At 33.2% G+C, this 20,185-nt stretch carries 15 protein-coding genes; 2 read left to right on the top strand and 13 right to left on the bottom strand.

Annotated features, from left to right (window positions below):
• Positions 1–209 precede the first annotated feature (209 nt).
• From ACWGOQ_RS11250 to ACWGOQ_RS11200, 11 genes are all read right to left on the bottom strand, one after another.
• On the bottom strand, positions 210–836 hold the full coding sequence (locus tag ACWGOQ_RS11250; RefSeq protein ID WP_452058103.1) for a class I SAM-dependent methyltransferase: 627 nt from the start codon (positions 834–836) through the stop codon (positions 210–212).
• Positions 837–847: 11 nt separating this feature from the next.
• Positions 848–2,908, bottom strand: a complete 2,061-nt coding sequence (locus ACWGOQ_RS11245) for a DUF349 domain-containing protein (RefSeq protein WP_452058104.1) — start codon at positions 2,906–2,908, stop codon at positions 848–850.
• Positions 2,909–3,045: 137 nt separating this feature from the next.
• Positions 3,046–3,777, bottom strand: coding sequence for a shikimate dehydrogenase family protein (locus ACWGOQ_RS11240; protein ID WP_452058105.1), 732 nt, complete (start codon positions 3,775–3,777; stop codon positions 3,046–3,048).
• A complete protein-coding gene (locus ACWGOQ_RS11235) occupies positions 3,774–4,802 on the bottom strand; it encodes a DUF368 domain-containing protein (RefSeq protein ID WP_452058106.1) in 1,029 nt (342 codons plus the stop codon). The genes ACWGOQ_RS11240 and ACWGOQ_RS11235 overlap by 4 nt, the downstream gene beginning before the upstream one ends.
• Before the next feature lie 4 nt (positions 4,803–4,806).
• The gene (locus ACWGOQ_RS11230; RefSeq protein ID WP_452058107.1) at positions 4,807–5,772 is read right to left on the bottom strand and encodes a DUF368 domain-containing protein; all 966 of its coding nucleotides are present in this window, start codon (positions 5,770–5,772) and stop codon (positions 4,807–4,809) included.
• Positions 5,773–5,892: 120 nt separating this feature from the next.
• On the bottom strand, positions 5,893–7,290 hold the full coding sequence (locus ACWGOQ_RS11225; protein WP_452058108.1) for a tetratricopeptide repeat protein: 1,398 nt from the start codon (positions 7,288–7,290) through the stop codon (positions 5,893–5,895).
• Positions 7,291–7,629: 339 nt separating this feature from the next.
• The gene (locus ACWGOQ_RS11220; RefSeq protein ID WP_452058109.1) at positions 7,630–8,811 is read right to left on the bottom strand and encodes an aspartate aminotransferase family protein; all 1,182 of its coding nucleotides are present in this window, start codon (positions 8,809–8,811) and stop codon (positions 7,630–7,632) included.
• A 104-nt stretch (positions 8,812–8,915) separates the two neighbouring features.
• Entirely contained in the window at positions 8,916–10,802 is a 1,887-nt protein-coding gene (locus ACWGOQ_RS11215) for an OstA-like protein (RefSeq protein ID WP_452058110.1), read from the bottom strand.
• Positions 10,803–11,078: 276 nt separating this feature from the next.
• Complete coding sequence (locus ACWGOQ_RS11210; RefSeq protein ID WP_452058111.1) at positions 11,079–11,933, bottom strand: bifunctional helix-turn-helix domain-containing protein/methylated-DNA--[protein]-cysteine S-methyltransferase; 855 nt, start codon at positions 11,931–11,933, stop codon at positions 11,079–11,081.
• 87 nt (positions 11,934–12,020) lie between these two features.
• A complete protein-coding gene (locus tag ACWGOQ_RS11205; protein ID WP_452058112.1) occupies positions 12,021–12,176 on the bottom strand; it encodes a hypothetical protein in 156 nt (51 codons plus the stop codon).
• Positions 12,177–12,329: 153 nt separating this feature from the next.
• Positions 12,330–12,728 carry a VOC family protein gene (locus ACWGOQ_RS11200; protein ID WP_452058113.1) on the bottom strand — a complete coding sequence of 133 codons (399 nt, stop codon included), beginning with the start codon at positions 12,726–12,728 and terminating at the stop codon, positions 12,330–12,332.
• Between the two features lie 400 nt (positions 12,729–13,128).
• Between ACWGOQ_RS11200 and ACWGOQ_RS11195 the strand changes: the two genes are divergently transcribed.
• Positions 13,129–15,444, top strand: a complete 2,316-nt coding sequence (locus ACWGOQ_RS11195; protein ID WP_452058114.1) for a tetratricopeptide repeat protein — start codon at positions 13,129–13,131, stop codon at positions 15,442–15,444.
• A 180-nt stretch (positions 15,445–15,624) separates the two neighbouring features.
• Here the strand turns inward: ACWGOQ_RS11195 and ACWGOQ_RS11190 are convergent, their stop codons facing one another.
• Both ACWGOQ_RS11190 and ACWGOQ_RS11185 read right to left on the bottom strand, forming a co-directional pair.
• The gene (locus ACWGOQ_RS11190) at positions 15,625–16,752 is read right to left on the bottom strand and encodes a PepSY-associated TM helix domain-containing protein (RefSeq protein ID WP_452058115.1); all 1,128 of its coding nucleotides are present in this window, start codon (positions 16,750–16,752) and stop codon (positions 15,625–15,627) included.
• Positions 16,753–16,811: 59 nt separating this feature from the next.
• Entirely contained in the window at positions 16,812–19,238 is a 2,427-nt protein-coding gene (locus ACWGOQ_RS11185; RefSeq protein WP_452058116.1) for a TonB-dependent siderophore receptor, read from the bottom strand.
• Between the two features lie 583 nt (positions 19,239–19,821).
• Between ACWGOQ_RS11185 and ACWGOQ_RS11180 the strand changes: the two genes are divergently transcribed.
• On the top strand, positions 19,822–20,100 hold the full coding sequence (locus ACWGOQ_RS11180) for a hypothetical protein (protein ID WP_452058117.1): 279 nt from the start codon (positions 19,822–19,824) through the stop codon (positions 20,098–20,100).
• Positions 20,101–20,185: the final 85 nt, after the last annotated feature.

Genomic DNA, 20,185 nt, shown 5'->3' with positions numbered 1-20,185 from the left:
TTTTGTATGTGATGTTGTTGTTTTATAAATAATTTGTTATTATTTAATTTTTTAATTAAAAAATTAATGATTTAACAATTTAAGTAATAATTATCTGTCATAATGATGACATAATTTACTCAAACGTTTTCGTGTTGATAACAATTAGTATAGTATGTTCTTTAAGTAAAGGAAGGACTGATTTCCTGGCGAATACTATTTTTAAAAACCTATTTTCTGAAAATGATGAGGTTATCGGATATGATTATATCATAAAAATGATAATATTGTTTTATCCAATTTAATGTTTTCTTGGTGTAGAAGAATACGTGTGTAGGATCATTTTTGTACCACCAAGATTCAAAATCAATAGATGTATCATACAGATACGTCTTACAATATAAACTTGCTTTATTTCGTAATAGTGAATGTAATAGTTTGAACTCTTTATGGGGATTATAAAAGTGCTCCATCACCTCACAGCAGGCTATATAATCATAAGTTGTTTGTAACGCTTTTGAGTTAGGGTCAAAGAATGGATCATAGGTTTCGATCTCATACCCTTGATTTCTTAGCATTTCAGTAATAACTGGACCACTACCACTCCCAAAATCTAAACCCTTACTATTTTCGTCATAATCTTCTAAAATTGCATTAACAATCGGAGAAACAAAATTTTGATAACCAGGATCCGTGACATCATTATTATGTGTTTCATATCTTTTTCTTTCTTGATCATTAGAAAGAAAATAGGATGGAGCTAATGAAATACTATCGCAATCAGAACAATGATAGTATGCTCGCTTGTGTACAAAAGAAAATGCTGTGATTTTTGAACCACAAAGCGCACACTTCATATTGATTTGTGTTAGAGTTCTTTAATTTTCTTTAATTTACTCTTCCAGACTTCTAGGTTTTCTTTATGCTTCCCTATGTTTTTTCGCACTTCGATAACCATAGGATTATCGTCATCGGTATGTTTAAAGAATTGAAGGTTATTTTCTAACTGTCTGATGTCATTACGAAGTTCTTCAATCTTTTTTCGAATAAAGTTTTGCTCATTTCTTAGGGCTCTATCGTCAGACTGGTTGGCTAATGAACTAAGTTTGTTTTCATACTTAATCATCTCAGTTTGTTTTCGACTAAGGTTTAGTTGTTCGAAAAAGCTATCTAAAACTTTATTATAGTCAGACTCAATATTTCGTTTTTTATAAGGAACTCTACCAAGTGTTTTCCAAACTTTTATATTTTCTTTAATTGTTGCCAGATCATTTTCAGAATCACCAGATAAATTTAAAAGTTTTAGTGATTCGATATGTGCTAGTTTCTTTTCGTACGCCTCAGTTTCTTCTTTACTAATTTCATTTTTTTCTGCATGAATACGATCAAAATAGTAATTACAAGCATCTTTGAATCGTTTCCAAATTCTGTCACTATCTTTGCGAGGTACGTGTCCTATTTTTTTCCAATCCGCCTGAATTTTTTTCATTAGCGGAGTGACAATAGAAAAATCATCACTGTCTTTATTGTCTTCAGCAATTTTGATAAGTTCCATTTTCTTATTCAAGTTTTCGAACTGATCTTTCTTAAGATTTTTATAAAACGCATTTTTATTTCTATTAAAATCCCTCACAGCACTCTTAAACTGACTCCAGGTTTCTTCATTAGCACTAGACGGAACTTTTCCTGCCCTAAAGAACTCTTCTCGTAACGCCTCTATTTCCCTGATTTTTTGTTGCCATCCCGAGTGGTTTTTTGGATGATCAGAAGCAACTTCAATAATTTTAGCGATAATTTCCTGCTTTACTTCCAGGTTCTTTTCGTATACTTTGTCCTGAATTTTGAAAAATTGCTGACGGTTTTCATGGATTTGTTTAGTCAGTGCGCTAAATTTTTCCCAGATAGGTTCTCTGTATTCTTTTGCAACAGGTCCTAAATCTTCTTTCCACATTTTATGAAGAATCTGTAACTCTCTAAATGCTCTGTTTACATCTGTTTCTTGAGCTAACTCAGTAGCACGTTCTATAATCTTAAGTTTTTGCTCTAAATTATGTTTAAAGTCAAGATCTCTAAAATCCCTGTTAAGATGAAGAAAGTCATAAAAATTTTCGGTATGATGATGATATGTATTCCAGACTGTATTGTATTTGTCTCGGGGAATCGAACCGGCATTATGCCATCTTTCCTTGATTTCTTTAAAGTGATTATATGTAGTATTGATGTTTTCTTCTACATTCAATAAGCCTTTTAATTCTTCTATGATATCCAGTCTCTTTTGTAGATTAGCCTGAAGGTCTTTTTTTAGATTCTGGTAATACGCATTTCTTTTCTCTTTGTAATCGAAATAAACAGAATTAAATTCTTTTTTCAGCGGAGTAGAGTAGTAGAAGTCAATGATGTCTCCACCATCTGCTAAAAATTCATCTTTTTTCTGTTCTACTTCTTCATTAAATTTATCGTTAAATTCTATTTTGATTTCTTCTACATGTTCTTTGATAGCCTGAATCTTCTCATTTTTAATCAAATGACTTAATTCTGCAATAAGTTCTTCTTTACTCATTGCATGATAGTCTTTCTTTTCTATATCATGGCGTTCTAATTTGCTCGCATCCTCACTGTCCTTGGCAACCGCTTCATCCATTTCAGTTTGAATTTCATCATCAGGCTTTTCTACTGTTTCTTTGCTTTCTACTTCTACCTCAGTATTTGGTGTGTCTTCTTGTTCAGCAGATTCTTCATTAGGATTACCGGCTTCAGCAGGAGACGTCTCTTCTTTAAAGTTTTTATCCGGCATACTTTCCTTAGATTCAGATGCCTCAGAATCTGATTCTTGTGTTTCAGAGATTGGATTTTCTATTTTTTTCTCTATAGTTTTTGTCTTATTCTCTTCATTTCCATCTGCTTCGGGCAGGTTATCGTGTGTGGACATTATATCAAATGTTTTTGTTTGTCTGAGGTTAACGATTGACTAAGATACTAACATCTTCTATAAACTCAAAGCAAATGGATGCTTTTAGGAATTCCTTAGAGGAGTTTAGGTATATATATCCATATCTGAAAACTTTGCTATAATTGATTCCAGATTTCCCAAGACCTCTCTGCCTGTAAAATCAGCATTTTTAATCCATTAGAAGTTATTGCTCCTTTTTCCTTACCCTTTTTCATGAAGGTTGTTTCTTCTGGATTATATATAAGATCGTATAAGACGTGATGTATTCCTAAGTATTCGTATGGTAAATCCGGACAATTATCTATTTCAGGATGGGTTCCTAATGGTGTACAGTTGATGATTAACTTACAATGCCTTATGATATCTTCATCAAGATCGTTATAGCTCAATTCTCCAAAGTCTGGGTTTCTGGAAACAAAGGTGTGTTTTATATTTAATTTTGTTAAAGCAAAGGCTACCGCCTTGGAAGCCCCACCAGTTCCTAAAATTAATGCTTTTTTTATAGTATCATTTAACAATGGTTTTAGAGATTCTGTAAAACCATAATAATCACTATTATAGCCTGTAAGCCTCCTGTTATTTTCGAACTTAATGACATTGACTGCTCCAATTTCTTGTGCTATGGGATCTAATGCGTCTAAATATGGAATAATTTCTTCTTTATAAGGGATTGTAACGTTCATTCCTTTTATATCGCTGTCTTGAACTATTGTTTTTAAGTCATCAATTTTTTCTATGTCAAAATTCTTGTACTCATTATCAAGGTTTTCTTTTTTGAATTTGTCAGAAAAATAATTTCTTGAAAAAGAATAGCCTATATTCTTGCCCAGTAATCCATATGTACTCATACAGGTTTGGTTTTTAAAGTGTTTTTTCCGTACCATTCCAACCATAATACAATTGCGATGCCCACTAAAATAAAAAAGAAAGCAACGTAAGTTGGTGTAATCGTCATATCAGGAAGGTATCGATCATAATTGTCAAGAATAGGATTTCCCTGCGCATCAATAAGGATTTCTCCGAAATCATTTTTTTTATACATCTTGTATTTCCATGGCCAAACTACGCCGAGAGACCCCGTTATAAATCCTATAATAGCAGCAAAGGTGGCATTTTTATAATGTTTTAAAACATATCCTAAAAAATGTGACAACGTTACCAACCCAGTTATAGAACCTAAACTAAAAACCACAAGTACTTTAAGTAACCGTATTCGTTTAGTATTTTCAAGAAACGAAAGGTCCCACTGAATAAGATCCGTAATTGTGTCGTAAAGAGCGTTTACGGCATCTACTAACAATAACACGTAATTTCCAAAAAGTATGAGAATAAAAGAACCAGATAATCCAGGTAAAGTCATACCTGAAACACCCACAATTCCACAAAAAAACACAAAAAATAAATTATCATTTTCCTTAGCAGGTTCTAGTAAACTAATGCTTATTCCTACAAGGATTCCAATAAGTATAAATGCGATATTACGCCTGCTCCAATCATTAAAACCTTTTACTATATAGTATATAGAGCCAATAATCATCCCAAAAAAGGCTGCCCATACATATAACTCATAGTGAATGATAAGATAATCAAGGATTTTAGAAACACTGAAATAACTAATCAGCATTCCTAAGATTAAAAGCGCCAAAAAACGACCATTAATATATCTCCAAAAACTGCTGAATCTAAAATTTACGAATAGTTTAAATGCTTTAAGGTTTATTTTCTGTAGTGAATAAATAAATTCTTCATAAAAACCAGCCACAAATGCTACAACTCCACCAGAAACACCAGGTACTTTATTTGCTGCTCCCATAGCCAAACCTTTAATGACTAAAAAAAACTTATCGCTAAACGTTCTCGTGTTTTCTGACATCTTGTTACTTCTCTTTTTTTGTTGCGAGACGCTCCAATATAAGAATTATTAAAAAACCGATAGTAACAAAAAGTAATGTCCATAAGATCCGCGGATCACCATCAAAATTAGCGGGTAATATGCTTTCTTCTAAAAAAGGAACTTCCATTCCTTCTGAGTTTGTTCTCCAGGATAGAACTTTTTTCCAGGGCCATAACTTGTTCAAAGAGCCTATCATAAATCCCGTAAGCAATGCCAACGTCATGTTTTTATGGTTGTTAAACATCCAGTTTAACACCTTAGAAAACAATTTTAAACCAATAATTGCACCGACTCCTATAATAAGTATTTTATAAAAAGCTTGCCATAATATTTCAAAATCCATAGATGTCAGTCCTTCTCTAAATTGATTTAAAATACCTATAAAAGTTTCATACGCCCCTAAAATCAATAATATGAAAGCACCAGAGACTCCAGGCAAAATCATTGCGATGATTGCAATAAAGCCACAGAAAAGTAAATACCAAAGACTTTCTGGTGACGCTACAGGTTCTGCAATGGTTAGGAAATAGGATGCGACAGCAGCTATAATAATGCTAAGAAAAACTTTTGGATTCCAAGAGGTTATCTGCTTACCAATATACAAGATACTGGCTAATACCAAACCAAAGAAAAACGCCCACAATAATAACGGTTCATTATGCAAAAGCCATTTTATTATTTTTGCTAAAGAAAGAATACTTATGGCAATTCCCATAAAAAGACATACCAGAAAAGAAAGATTATATAAACGCCAGGCAATACCAAAACCATCTTTTTTCCAGGTCTTGAAAAAGTTAAAATCTAGCGTATTGATGGTGGCTATCAGTTCTTCATAAATCCCTGAGATGAAAGCTATTGTTCCCCCAGAAACACCAGGAACAACATCTGCGGCTCCCATAGCAATCCCTTTTAGTGAGATGACTAGGTAGTCCTTAAGACTTCTTTGCATTCTTTTTGGTTTCAATGGTTATACCAACAAATGTATGTATTTTTTGTTGTAAAAGTATTGTGTTATTCAGGTGAAATTCGCGAATAAACCAGTTTTTAAAAATTTAATAAGAATGGAAGATTAAACCTTATATTCCGAAATAATGTTTTGAACCAGCGAAAGATTAAATACCTGTTCAAACAACTCTTCCAGAACGATCGTGTATTCCAAATCCAATTCCAACGCTTTTCTGAGGTGAAATTCACCTTTGCTATACTCTTGATTTTCATAGTATAATCCAGCCAGCCTATATTGAACTTCTGCATTCTCGGGATAAAACTCTATCGCTTGATGCATATTCTGAATGGCTGCATCAGATTCTCCTATAAATTTTAAAATATCGGATCTGTTAAGCCATGTTTCTAATTCGTAATTGCCTAGTTCTAATGCTTTTCTATATCCACGTTCGGCTTCTTCAAAAAAAGCTAACCGATTGTTGATTTTTGCATAGCGTTTCCAGTATAAGACATTTTCTGAATCAATGCTGATGGCCTTATTTGTATAGTATAGTGCTTTTTGATAGTTACGTTTCCGCATATAGAAATCCGTAATCGCAATCCAACCTTTATCTAATAAAGGATCTTCATGAACGGTTTTAGAAAAATGTTGAATGGCAAGATCATCGCTGCCCAATTTTTCATAACATTTTCCTATTCTTAATAATGCAAAAGAAGTCGGGTCATCCAGTTCTAATGTTATGCGATAGTTTTCTATGGCCTCATTATAACGTTTTAGTCTTTCAAGTACCTTTCCCTTTTCAAGGTAAGCGCCTATAAAATATTCGTCACTAATTATTGCAAAATCGAAAGCTACTAAAGCCTTTTCATAATCTTTTAGGTCATAATATTGTTTTCCGACCTGATGCCATGCAACTTCACAATATGGGTTTTTATCTAAAAACATGTTTAGATACGTAATGGCTTCTTCATGTTGCTCTAAAAAATCAAAGCAATAGATAATATTATATAATGAAGAGTAATCCTGATCGTCTGTTTCCAGGCATCTCATAAAGTTTACTTTTGCATTTTCAAAATCATCCATAAAAAGATATTCCATCCCAATCAAAGAATATACATCCGCTTCATCGGCAGTATACTGCAATGCGGTGCTTAACAATTCGATCGCTTTACTATGATTATTTTGCTTAGAAAGGATATTTGCTTTTTGAATATATATTTCTTCATTTTCAGGTTCTAATGCGTGCAGTTGTGCCAAAAGATTATCTGCTTTGTCTAAACGGTCTTCGAAAACAAGAACTTCAACCTGTAGTAGCTTTAAGTTGATCGAAGATGGATGCTGAGAAAGTCCCAAAGAAATTGCTTTTTTAGCTTTAGCGATCTTTCCATTCTCCAAATAATGATGAATAATAGATTCAAATTCGTCAGAATCAAAAAATTTAACATCGTTAGATCTCAACATAGACTCATATCGAGTAATTGAGAAATTGTTATTTCCGAATTCTTCGTGGTTAAATTTCATACACGTTGATTAAAGATGCTCTATAAATCATAATGTATTGCAAACAGTTTTTGTTTTCCCCAACAAATTAATGTTTTGCAAAATGATCATTATCTAATTTATGTTTTAGCATTATTGATTTCCTCAGTATTAAAATTACAAATGAATTAGTATAATACTACTTCTGAAATCAATTGTTTTTAACAAACTAATTAACAAAATACGTACCATTAATACCTAACGGCAAAGTGTTCTAATATAGTATAAGTAACTAAATATTGATAAAAGTGTGAAAAGGTAAGTTATGTTTCTAAATATAAGGGTTTTAAGTGTTTTTGTTACTATGATTGTCTTAGTTTTTTATACTTGAATTGCATTTAGGGCTTTCATCAGTATTTGACAGCCTTCTTTAATTTCTTCTTCAGAAATGGTTAAAGGAGGTGTAATACGAACTGCTTTAGGTTCAAAAAGCAACCAAAAAAGGATCAATCCGTCGTCCTGGCATCGTAGCACTATTTCATTGGTTGTCTCTGCTGATGGGGTGATCAGAGCCAGCATTAATCCAATACCTCTTATTTCTTTTATGAGTGGATGCACCAATAATGACCTGAATAATTTTTCTTTTCGTAAAATTTCTGACATTAAGTCACTTTCTGTAATTTCTCGTAATGTTGCCAAAGCGGCAGCTGCAATCACTGGATTTCCTCCAAAAGTGGTAATATGTCCAAGTTTGGGGTTGTCCTGCAGTTGATCCATCATAGCGGCAGAAGCGGTAAAAGCACCCACAGGTAAGCCGCCACCCATTCCTTTACCCATTACAATAATATCCGGAATCAAATCATAATTCTGAAATCCGAATAAAGTTCCTGTACGGCCAAACCCAGGTTGTATTTCGTCCAGGATCAACAGCGCTCCGACTTCATCACAGCGTTTACGTACTTTTTTTAGATAATCATTTGTAGGTTCGATAAACCCAGCACCTCCTTGTATCGTTTCGAGAATTACTCCTGCGGTTTTCTTAGTAATAAAGCATAAATCATCTTCTTTATTAAAAGTTATAAAAGATACATCCGGAATCAACGGTCTGAAAGCCTGTTTCCGTTCTTCATAACCCATTACGCTCATAGCGCCCATAGTATTACCGTGATACGCAAGTTTTGCAGCTATGATCTGGCTTCTTCCTGTTACTCTTCTGGCTAATTTGAGAGATCCTTCAATAGCTTCTGTTCCGGAGTTGGTTAGATATGTTTTTTCCAATGGATCAGGTAGAAGGGATGCTAGAAGTTTTGTAAGTTCTACTGCTGGTTTTTGGATGTACTCTCCATAGACCATTACATGCAAATACTTATCAAGTTGCTCTTTAATTGCATTTACAACTTTTGGATGTTTATGGCCCAGACTACAGGCAGAAACTCCTGCCACAAAATCCAGGTACTTTTTATTATTGGTACAGAAAATATAACTTCCTTCTGCGTGAGAAATTTCCATAGCCAGCGGATGTGGTGTAGTTTGTGCCTGATATGCGAAGAAATCTTTTTTCACTTTCGTAAAGTTACGTCAATCTGATGAAGTTTTAGTTTCTGTAGTTGGAATTTTCTTTCCTTTAAAATTTTTTAATTATGCTATTTTTATAAAGCGCGGATAGTCTACTTTTCTTTCTTAATAGAATCTTTTTTTTGAATATTCAGTGTGGTTACTGTAATGCTATCCCTTTGTTTTGCTGTGCGCTTAAGATCTGGATCTACAAATGTGGTTTTTTTTGATGATTTCTTTTTTGAAGTAGTATCCTTTTTCTTTTTAGTTTTTAATCTCTGTTTAGTTTGTTGCTTTACCTTTGGTAAAGAATCCAATTGTTCGTTTGTTTCTTTTAATTCTGCATCTTCAAGTTTTTGTTCCAGTAAGCGAGAGCCTTCTGACTTGTTATCTTCCAAACGTTTTATGGTCTCTTCGTCAAAGAAATCATCATCTTCTACAGGCAGTGGTATTCCTGTTATTTTGGTCAGTTTGGGAGGTGCTTCCCCTCTAAAAAGATCTTTTTTACTGAGTATTTGTTCATCTCCACGCCACATAAACCCAGAGAGTTCCCGAGCATTTTCTGGTAGATCAATTTCCCTATATAAGGTTCCATCAACGTTTTGATAGTAGTAAACATCTACAATTTCTCTCTGTTCAAGCAAAAGTTTGATAGAACTAGATAATACTTTATTAATACCGATCAGTTTTAGGTCTCCTTCACTTTCTCTTTGATAAAAAATAGTCTCTGTATTTTTATCAATATCCACTTGATAAATTTCATTGTCTTTAAATAACCCATATAGCGTTTGGCCTTTTACTTGGTTGTATCCAGCTTTTAGTGTATCTTCTTGTACTAAAAATGCATTTTGGTAGACTATTAATGAATCTAATTTCTCGGTTTCTGTATTCGAAATAATTTTTATGGTATCTCCTGTCATCTGATTTCGCTGTGACCAAATAATAGGTTTTCCAACCATTTTTGTATATCCTGTAGTTTGATCCACGTTGATGGAATCGCTTTTACCACTCATATTGCTTTTAAAAATCCGAACATCATAAAAGCCATTCATGATTCTTAGCTCTGGTTTTCCTGTTACCATTAAGGTGTCGCTATGAATGTAGATAGAATCTTTCTCCTGTAGGGTAGCTGCCAATGCTCTTTTGGTAATAAATACGGAATCCTTATCCTTAAAAACCTCTGCATAATGACCTGTTATAATAGAATTGTTAGCAGTATCCAATACTTTGATATTGTTTGTTGCCGATGCAAATTGAATAGCACTATTATAAAAGATACTATCTCCAAAAACCGTACGATTATCATAATCAATACGTGCGTTTTTGATAGCATATCCGGTTTTTACTTTGGTGTCATAAAAACCTCGCTCGCAATACAATGTACTTTCCTCTCCTTTTACAGTCGACGGGCCATACAAATAGGCGTGACCGTTGTCTGTATAGTAATCTAACCGATCTGAATCTACTGTGTTTTCGGGATTAACTATTTTTACTTTTGTATTAAATGAATATTGTTTTCTGTCCATAAAATACCGTCCTATTTTGCTAGTCAGGGTATTAGAAGAGTCTTTTACAGTACCACCACTTCTATAGTAAGCTTGCTGTCGCAGTCGGTCAAAGAATAAAGTATCTGTGGTTAAGGTATTGGATGGAGTTTCTAAAAAAACATTTTCTCTGGCATAGGCAAACTGACTATTACCATTATATTCTGCATAGGCACTGGTCATAGTGAGCGTATCTCCCTGCTTCATTCTGACATTACCAAGAGCCCTAACGAACTTATCCTCTCCGTAATGTACCGCTCTATCACACCAAATCTCAATACCATCGTGCTCAATATACACCTGTTTGTTTACTTTAGCAAGAATGGTAGCCCCGGGAAAACGCTCTTCGTTTTTTATGGTACGATCTGATTGAACTTTAATTTTTTTACCTTCCTGACCTAGCATGACGGTAGAAAAAAGCAGTATAAAGACTATATAGAAAAATGTATTTTTCAAGTATTTAAATATTTGTGTGCAAAATAACGAAAATTGTATGGGTTTCTATAAGAACTCATATTGACTTTTTCTTTTCTCTAAAAAATGGCCAAAATTCATCCAAATTACTTTCCTTATTTGTAGTGTCATTATTCATTCTGAAAAGCATCGCATCTATACAAAATTCATCGTACTTTAGGCTAAAACAAAAACTCACAATGATTTTATAAAGTAAAATTCAATCTAAATACTCAATGAATGTAGTTTTGTTGCATTTTTAGACCTACTATTTTAAATCTATAATAATAGAGATGAATGTGTATTGCTTAATTTTATCTCTTCATATGCAATGATGGTGGTTTTCCTATCACTTCCCCATCTATAGTTTCCCAAATGTCCGGTTTGCTTAATTACCCGATGACACGGAATTAAATAGGCAATCGGGTTTTTACCAATGGTGGTACCAACAGCTCTTTGTGCAGTCGGTTTATTAATATATTTGGCAATATCATTGTAAGCTAATAATTGTGATGAAGGAATTGACAATAATGCTTTCCAGACCATGAGCTGAAAATCTGTTCCTTTTAGATCCAGCACAATTTTTTTATCAGGAACTTTCCAATTTGTAAAATACTGCATTACATTGATGCCGTGAATTCCTAATTGCTGAACTAACTTAGCTTCAGGGTACTCAGCTTGTAAATCCATCAAAGCATTCTTGTTTTCTTCGATAAAGACTAGTTTGCAAATTCCAATAGTAGTTTCAGCGATTAATACTTTTCCAAAAGGAGAAGGTATTGTGTCGTATTGTATTATGGTTCCTTTTCCTCTTTTTTGAAATTCTCCTGGCGTACACGCTTCAATTTTTATAAAAAGGTCATGTAATCTTCCATTACCGGATAATCCTACATAATAGGCAGTTTTTAATGTCGATCTACCTTCAGAAAGGCATTTTTTTGCGTGCTGGGTAGTAACGAACTGCAAAAATTGTTTGGGACTAACGCCCGCCCATTCTTGAAACACTCTTTGAAAATGAAATTTACTAAGATGAACAGCTTTCGCAATTTCATCAAGAGGAGGCTGGCTCTTATAATTATGAGTAATATACTGAATTGCCTTTTGTACAACTTCAAAATGATAATGGTTCTCCATAGTTCAAAAATATAGGAAACTCTTTTTTAGATCAATCCGATTATTGCTGTTTTCTATGATACCAAAACATCATTCGGTATGATAGCATTAATGTTGAATTTTTTCTATTTCTTGTAATCTTTTAGTATACATCTCAATAATAGCATTTGGATTCCATTCCTCATTTTCCGTTTTTCCATGCCCCAAAGACATACTTGTAAACACCGTATCATTTTTAATGTAAAATTCACAGTTCCATCTCATTTGTTCAAAACTATTGATAGGTGTATAGTTTTGAGTTTCTCTGGCGTACCGAAGTTCTCCTTTTCTTTCAAAATAAATTTCATGAAAATAGGTAGATGCTGCGTGTGATGTTATCTCAATGATTCTATGCTCGTTTTGTAATTTACAAATTTTTCATCGCTTCGGTTTTTCCTGATATATAATAATTTGTAATCCGTCTGGATCTCTGAGATAAAGATATTGAGATCCCCAAGGGCGATCAATTGGTCCTCTGATTTCCCATTTATCATCCAGATGTTTAGCCCAATAATGTATATCATCTGTTTCTATTTGGATATCTATCTTATCATTTATCAAGGATTTATCAAAAGATGGATGGTGGTAGTCGTGACCTTTCGGTATTTCTGATATTTCTAAAAGCGCATGATTTGTGTCACTAAATTTAAGAATACATCCTCTGTTTTTACTATTATATTCTTTAACCACCTCTAGAGTAAGTATTTTGGTGTAAAATTTTTTGGAGGCTTCATAATCTTTAGTTCTTATTACGGTTTTTAAGCTAATTAGATCCATTAATATTGATTATAGTTATGTGTAATTTCTAAACTGGCATATTACAGGTTCTTTATAAAATCTTTAATATTATCTGTATCTAGTAGGTTTTCTATTTTATTTTCTATCTGAAACACAATGGTGTTATTTTCGTTCAAAGGAACTAACATCAATCCACTTTTTTGTTACAATTTTTCCTTTTTTTGGTAGCGTGAAATTTTATGTCAATATAAAGTAAGTAGTTAACAACCTAATCGACTTTCTTTCGTATATCATTTTTATCCAAGTTGCGACAATTTAGATCAATGCCAGATATGTATAGCAATGTAGTACTATTTATTGTTTTTTAGAGGATAAATATCTTCCGTGGATTATTAGGATAGTTTTCTATCAATCATATCTTTGTAACTTTATCAATATTATGGGGACTGAAACAAAAAAAAACTGGATAGGGAATCTATGGGACAGAAAAGTTCCTCAATACCTGGGTACGTATTTCGCTTTAGGGTTTGGTTTACTTCAGTTTTTGGAGTTCGTTACCAGGCGATATGATTTAAGTGAGTTCTGGGTAGATAAGTATCTACTGGTATGGTTAGCCTTGATACCAGCAATAATTATAACTGCATATTTTAATGGGATATTACACCCAAATTCGACATCAAAACCTTTGAAGTGGCCTAAATTTTTAGTGATTGGTAATGTAAGTGTCGCTTTATTGTTAGGAGCACTATTATTTAATGGAGACGTTATTGCGCAGAGTGAGATTATTGAAGTAACCGATGAAGAAGGCAAAATAGTAAAGGCTATGGTTCCATCACTTAATAAAATAAAGACAGTAGCTTGCTTCGAATTCGAAAACCTTACTAAAGACAAAGAGCTAGATTGGTGGGGCGTAGCTTTTTCTAACTTACTTGAACTTAATTTAGATCAGCGACCAGAATTTTATGCATACTCGTCTTATGCTCTGTATAGTTTTTATGATGGTTTGGGGCTTTCACCTTTTAAACTCCCTAATATTGGAATGCAACGAGAAATTGCTGAAAAATCTCGTAATGATTATTTTACTCGAATCTCGTACATATTAAAAAATAATCAATATGTCTTTGAAGGGAGCTTGTACCGCACTAAGAATGGTAAACGTGTTTTTGATATCAATGTAGAGGACAAAGATCCTTATGTTGCAATCGATAAGATTAAAGAACAAATCTTTGAAAAGATACCAAATGCATTAGAAAATATAGACAACTTTGACAGCCAAGTACACTTACCTTGCTCTGCCTTGATTACGGAGAATACGGAAGCACTTAAAAATTTTACATTATCCAGAATTGCTTTTTACAAAAACCCTTCAGCGTTACAAAACGTGGTAAGATTAGCAAAAAAATCGGTTCAATTAGATCCGACATGTGCTCCTTGCCATTTTTATGTGGGGGATCCATTATATGGTCTTGGACAGAGAGAAGAGTCTATTATTTATATAAAAAATGCAATTAAATATGGAGCATCATTACCTAAACGCCTTCAATTTAGAGCTAAAGGAACGCTTTATGCAGTGATGAATAATATGGATGCATACATAAAGCTTCAGGAGATGCACAGAAAAATGTTTCCATATGATTTTGAGCCCTATAATCAATTACTTTCTGTATATAAATCGAAACATGGAATTGATAAAGCAAAAGAATTGATGCAAGAAGCTGTCGACAATGGTAACGTAGAAAAGGGGCTTTTAAAAATGTACGCTTTACAGTTGGAAAATGAAGAATACGATGAGGCCAAGAATACATTAGATCGATTGAGTAGTGAGTTTCCAGGGCGTGAACAGGACAAAGTGAAATATGCCACCATCTATGAACAACAAGGGAAATTAAAGGAAGCTCGAGAAATTTTACTTGCCGAAGAAACGATAGACCCTTTAAATACAGATATTCAAAGGAGACTTGCTTATTTAGATTTTAGGAGTCAAGATATTGCAAAGGCTACTAAAAGAGTAGAACAGGGAATTCTACAAGCAACTACAAGTACTGATAGTCTCAACTTTTTTTCCTATAAAATATATTTTTTGCAAATGTCAGGTCAGATAAATGAGGCAATTAATACTATTTCCTTATTTGAAAAATATGCGGTAAAAAGAACACCGGTTAATAGATTGATCCTTTCTATGTTTAACACTAAAGCAGATTTGTACCAATCTATAGGTCAACCAACAAAAGTATTACAGTTACTAGAAAGCATTGAAAAGTACTCACCAGAATATGTTCCACGTTACTCTTGTTTTTCGGCTGCAGCTGCAATAGAACGCGGTTATACATCGCACTTAGCGGACGAAGAGCTGCCTAACTGTAATGAGCAATACAAAACTTATGGAAAAGGATATGATCAATATTTTGACCTAATATGGGCATTTCAATCTAAGGATTATCAAAAGTGCGCAGAAATTTTAAATAAGGACGATGGAAGAGTCAAAAAGCTTTTTGCTAATAAATTATTTTTAGCAAAGATTTATGTTAAGATAGGTAATAAGGAGAAAGCCAAAGAGATTTTGCAAAAAATGATTGACCAAAAGACAGATGATGCTATTTATTATTATCAGATGGCTTTACTTCTGGAAAATGAAGATAAAAATGAAGCCAGAAAATATCTTGATGTAGCATTGCAGTTTTGGTCTGAGGCAGATGCAAACTATATCCCACTTCAAAGAGCCAAAGAACTCGAAAAACGATTGGCGGTATCATAGTATAGGAAGGATATGATAACTGTTTTAACTAATAAAGCAAACATAGCTTGACTAAATAAGCGTAAACCTGCTCAAAGGTTTTCTTTTGCAAATCGTTCTTTTTGGATATAGAGAAGCACTCTTTTTTGCTTGAATAAAGTATTAGTATAGATGAATTTTGAATTTGTGAACAATACTTTTTTAGTATTTATTTTTCTTTTTATTATTACGTCCGTACCACAATAAAATCCCAGTAACCGGTAAACTTGCAGTTAGCAAACTAACTAAAAAAGCGATTATTTTTCCAGCAATTCCTCCTATTGCTCCGATATGTATATCATAATTCATTCGCAATATTTTATCGGCTACTTTAACGTTCTCATACTTACCATAAATGGTTTCAGATGTTATGGGTTTCAACGTATTTTGGTCAAAAAATAAAAAGTCCGAATCGTAGTATATACCTTTACTATTGCTCACTTCGACAAAAATAGCATCAGATGTGGAGTATGGATCATGAATTTCAAAACTCTCTGCATTTCGATATTCTTTCTTAAGTCTACCTAAAAGAATATCTATTGGTAAAATATCTGATGTGTTTTCAAAATTTTCACTTTCATTTTTAGGGATTAAAAATGTTGGATTTTTGTTGCCGCCCAAGGTAAGATAGATTGTTTTTTGAAACCAATCATAAGACATTAGTAAGCCTGTAAAAGCCAAAATCAATGCTAAAGAGCAAACATAAAAACCAATAATTGAATGTAAATCAAAGTTTTTACGTTTCCAGCGAGTAGTTTTTTTCCAATCAAATTTCAAGCGTTGTTTTAAGTTTTTACGCTTTTTAGGTAGCCATAAAACAAACCCAGAAATAATGATTGCAACAAATAGTATTATTGATACTCCAACTACTTGTTCGCCAATTTTTTTCGGTAACCAAAGTCGCATATGGCCTTTTAAGATAAAAGCAAAAAAACCTGAAAGATGATTGTCAATCTGGATAAGTTCTCCTGTATAAGGATTCAAAAAAACACTTTGGTAAAATTCTGGTTCTGGATCATAAAAAATAACTTCTATCGCATCATCAGGTTTTTTAAATACTGTTCCATGAACTGCGTTGTCAGGAAATATTTTTTTAGCAATTCTTTTAGCCTTTGTTGGTGTTAAAATGGACTTGTTTATTGGTATAACTTTTTTATAATCATCATACAGGCTTTCAATCTCATCTTTAAAAGCCCAACAACAACCTGTAATCGCAACTATAAAAACTACTAAACCTGTGGTGAGACCTAATATTTTGTGAAGCTGAAATATGATTTTTTTGAAATTCATTCGTAAATATTTAAAAAGAGCAAGTATTAAAATACACTTGCTCTTTTTTACTTAATTGATTAAAATTGATATGAAATGTTTGCCAATAAAGCTCTTGGCTGTTGTGGATTTATAGTTGACCAACCTTTGTAATATTCTTTATTAAAAGCGTTGTTTAACTTTAATCCAATTCTGTATGTATTGGCTTGGTAAAATATAGATGCGTTTGCAACGATATAACTTGGTAGAGTAAAATTTCCTGTGGTCGTATAGTTTTTTACAAAACGCTCGCTTGCACCATTAAAACCAAAACCAGCACCAAAACCATGAAGTTTACCTTCCTGGAATTCGTAATTTGCCCAAAGATTATAAAGTGTTTTTGGACCAGCCTCTAAAGGTCTCTTATTTAAAATTAATGGATCATCTGTTTTTGTGGTTATACTTTTGTTATTACTATATCCAGCTCTTATGTTTAGACCTTTACTTGGATTAACGTTGATTTCTATTTCTACACCTGTGCTTTCTATTTCTCCCCCTTGAATTCTGTTGAAAGGCGAATTTGGATCAATAATAACTCTATCTTTTACCTTTATATCGTAATAGGAAATAGTTGCATTCAAACGATTATTAAAGAAATTTGTTTTTAGTCCAAACTCTAATTGATTCGCTTGTTCTGGCTTAAAGGTTTCTAATCGTTGTGGACCTTCATCCGGATTACCAACTAATTGAGGAGCTACATTAGTAAAACCATTTTGATAGTTTCCAAATAAAGAAAGTTTATCTTTTATAGGTTGATACAATAATCCAAATTTTGGTGATAAAGTTGTTTGGTCAAAGTCGTCTTCCATGTTTGCTAAATCGCCTTCATTATCAAAATGATCTAGTCTTAAACCTATCATCGCAGAAAGTTTATCTGTAAGGTTGATTACATCAGATGCGTACAAACTATAAATGTGGTATTTTGACTTTATATTGCTAACGTCTTGTGATGCCAATACGCTATCTACTCCAGCAGTTGAAAGTGGAAACAAATCTGTTTCTACAACATTTGGTGTAAAAGGGTTGTCTCCATTTGCACCACCTTCTGGAGTTATATTTCCGTAAAATGCATACCCACTATTATTACTTGTTTCGGTTGCATTGAAATAGTCTAAACCAATAACGATTCTATTTCGCAGCGATGTAATTTTAAAATCTCCTATAAAGTTTTGTTGAATATCGGTGGTTTGTGTATTTGCATTTTGTTTGCTGATAAATCGAGAAAACGTATCATCGCCTAAAATACCATATTCGAACAGATATGAATAATATCCTTTTGTAGAAGTTGAACTTTTAGAAAGTAAGGTTTGTGATTGCCAAGTGTCTGACAATTTATAATCCATTTCAATTCTATAATTCTGTGTTGGATTTAGCAATGTTAATTCGTTACTGGTAAATGATAACTTGTTGTTGTAAGCCAACTCCTCAAGGTTAGCAGATTCTGTTGGTGCACTTCTGTTCAAGAATAAAAAAGTTGGGTTGGTTTGTTCTGCTTGAGTAATTTCTCCGTAAAAAGAAAATGAAAGTTTATTGCTTACTTGATACGATAACGATGGTGCTATAAAGAAGGATTTTCTAAAGCCAGCATCTTGAAAACTTTGTGTTGTGGTATAAGCAGTGTTTAGTCTGAAATATAGTTTATCCTCTTTACTCAAGGCAGTATTAAAATCGGCAACAATTTGATTAAAACCGTAAGTCCCAGAAGTAAATGACAATTCACCACCCGTTCCTACATAAGGTTTTTTAGTAACTACATTGATAAGTCCTCCATAGGAACTTACTGCATTTCCAAACAAGGTTGCAGAAGGGCCTTTAAGTACTTCAATACGTTCAATGTTAGCAGGATTTATGGTTCCGTTTGTCAAACCTGGCAGTCCATTTACCAATTGCGGCTGAACTGAAAAACCACGAAGTGCATAATAACCAGCCCCGTCTCCTCCGCGTCCTGTTGAAGCCCATAATTGTTCTACTCCTGTAGCATTCTTTAAAGCATCATCAAAATTAGTAACAACTTGTGATTGTAAAAGTTCGTTGGTAATTGTACTATATACTTGCGTATTTTCAATATCCTTGAGAGGAAGTTTAGCAACGTAGGCCGTTTTCTTTCTGGAAAACTTATTTAGACGTTGTCCTTTGACTATCACTTCGTTTAAAATCTCATTTCCTTCGTAAAGTATAATTGGATCTAATGTCTTGTTTTGATTTTGTGAAATAGAAATAGATACTTCTTTGGTTTTGAAGCCTAAAAAAGAAAACGAAACTGTATAATCTCCATTTTCTATGTCTTTGATTTTAAACACTCCATTTTCATTAGTTTGCGTTCCCTTCGCTGTATTTTTTAAAGAAACATGCACGCTAATAAGAGGTGTTTTGTTACTATCTGTTATAGTACCAGTTAATGTCCCTTTTTGTGAAAATGCTAACGTAGTTAGGATACATAAAATTAGGGTAGTTACGAGTTTTTTCATTTATTTTTATTTAGACTTGATATAAATAATTTGTGAAGCAAAAATATTTATGTCTTTTGAAATAGCCAAATTATTTAGAATAAATCTAAATAATAGTTCTTAAGTGGTTGATTTTCTGTTGTTGATGGCGCTCTTTTTTATGCAGATGGATTTGACAAGAACAAATTCATTTCATTACAGTGTGATTTTCACACTTGTGGCAATCTTAGTTCTAGATTTTAGAGAAAGTTTTTAAGCAAAAACACATTATAACACATTGTGCCTTTTACAGAAAACAGCAAAAAGTGTTAATTTAAAGGTGCGTGAGTAGAAGATTTTTAGATTTTTCCAGTTAAGTGACCCTTACTAGAGAAGGACTTTTAGCGTAGTTTAGAAGCAGTACCCATCTAGATTTTTTATACATCAGACGGATGAGTACAATGGTAGTAGCGGTCAGCAGCGTATCGATTTCATCTTGTTTTTCGAGATTTGTCTGGTCGGTTATTTAGAGAATATCAATAGTTACAGAAAGCCTATGAAGCGTGTGAGTATATGTTTGGATATCCTTTATTTTATAACTCTGATATTAAAGCTTATTATTCTGATGGGAAAAACAAGCAGTTGTGGAGCGTGTTCAACGGCGGCTGCGGAAGTTAGGGCTTCAATTAGAAAATATCTTGCGGATACTGGGTATAGTATCGGAGAGGTGTACGCTTATTTAGAGAGTAAAAGTGTTAAAGGTTATATACGATTATATAGTACTTACAAAAAAGGGCCAGATAACTTTGATTTTGTGAAAAATAAATATCATTATAACTATCTAAATGGAGGGGTAGTACCTTTTCAAAAAAGTGTTTTGGTAACTATCGCATACAAATCTTAAGGGTACCGTACCGTATCTAAAATAAGATATGGAAAGAATGTCTGCTTGCTGGTAGTTGTTTTAGGTAAGACTGCAAAAGAAAAAG

Source organism: Aquimarina ulvae (assembly GCF_053613295.3).
Note: the sequence above shows the minus strand (reverse complement) of the source record. Positions and strands in the feature narration are given on the sequence as shown.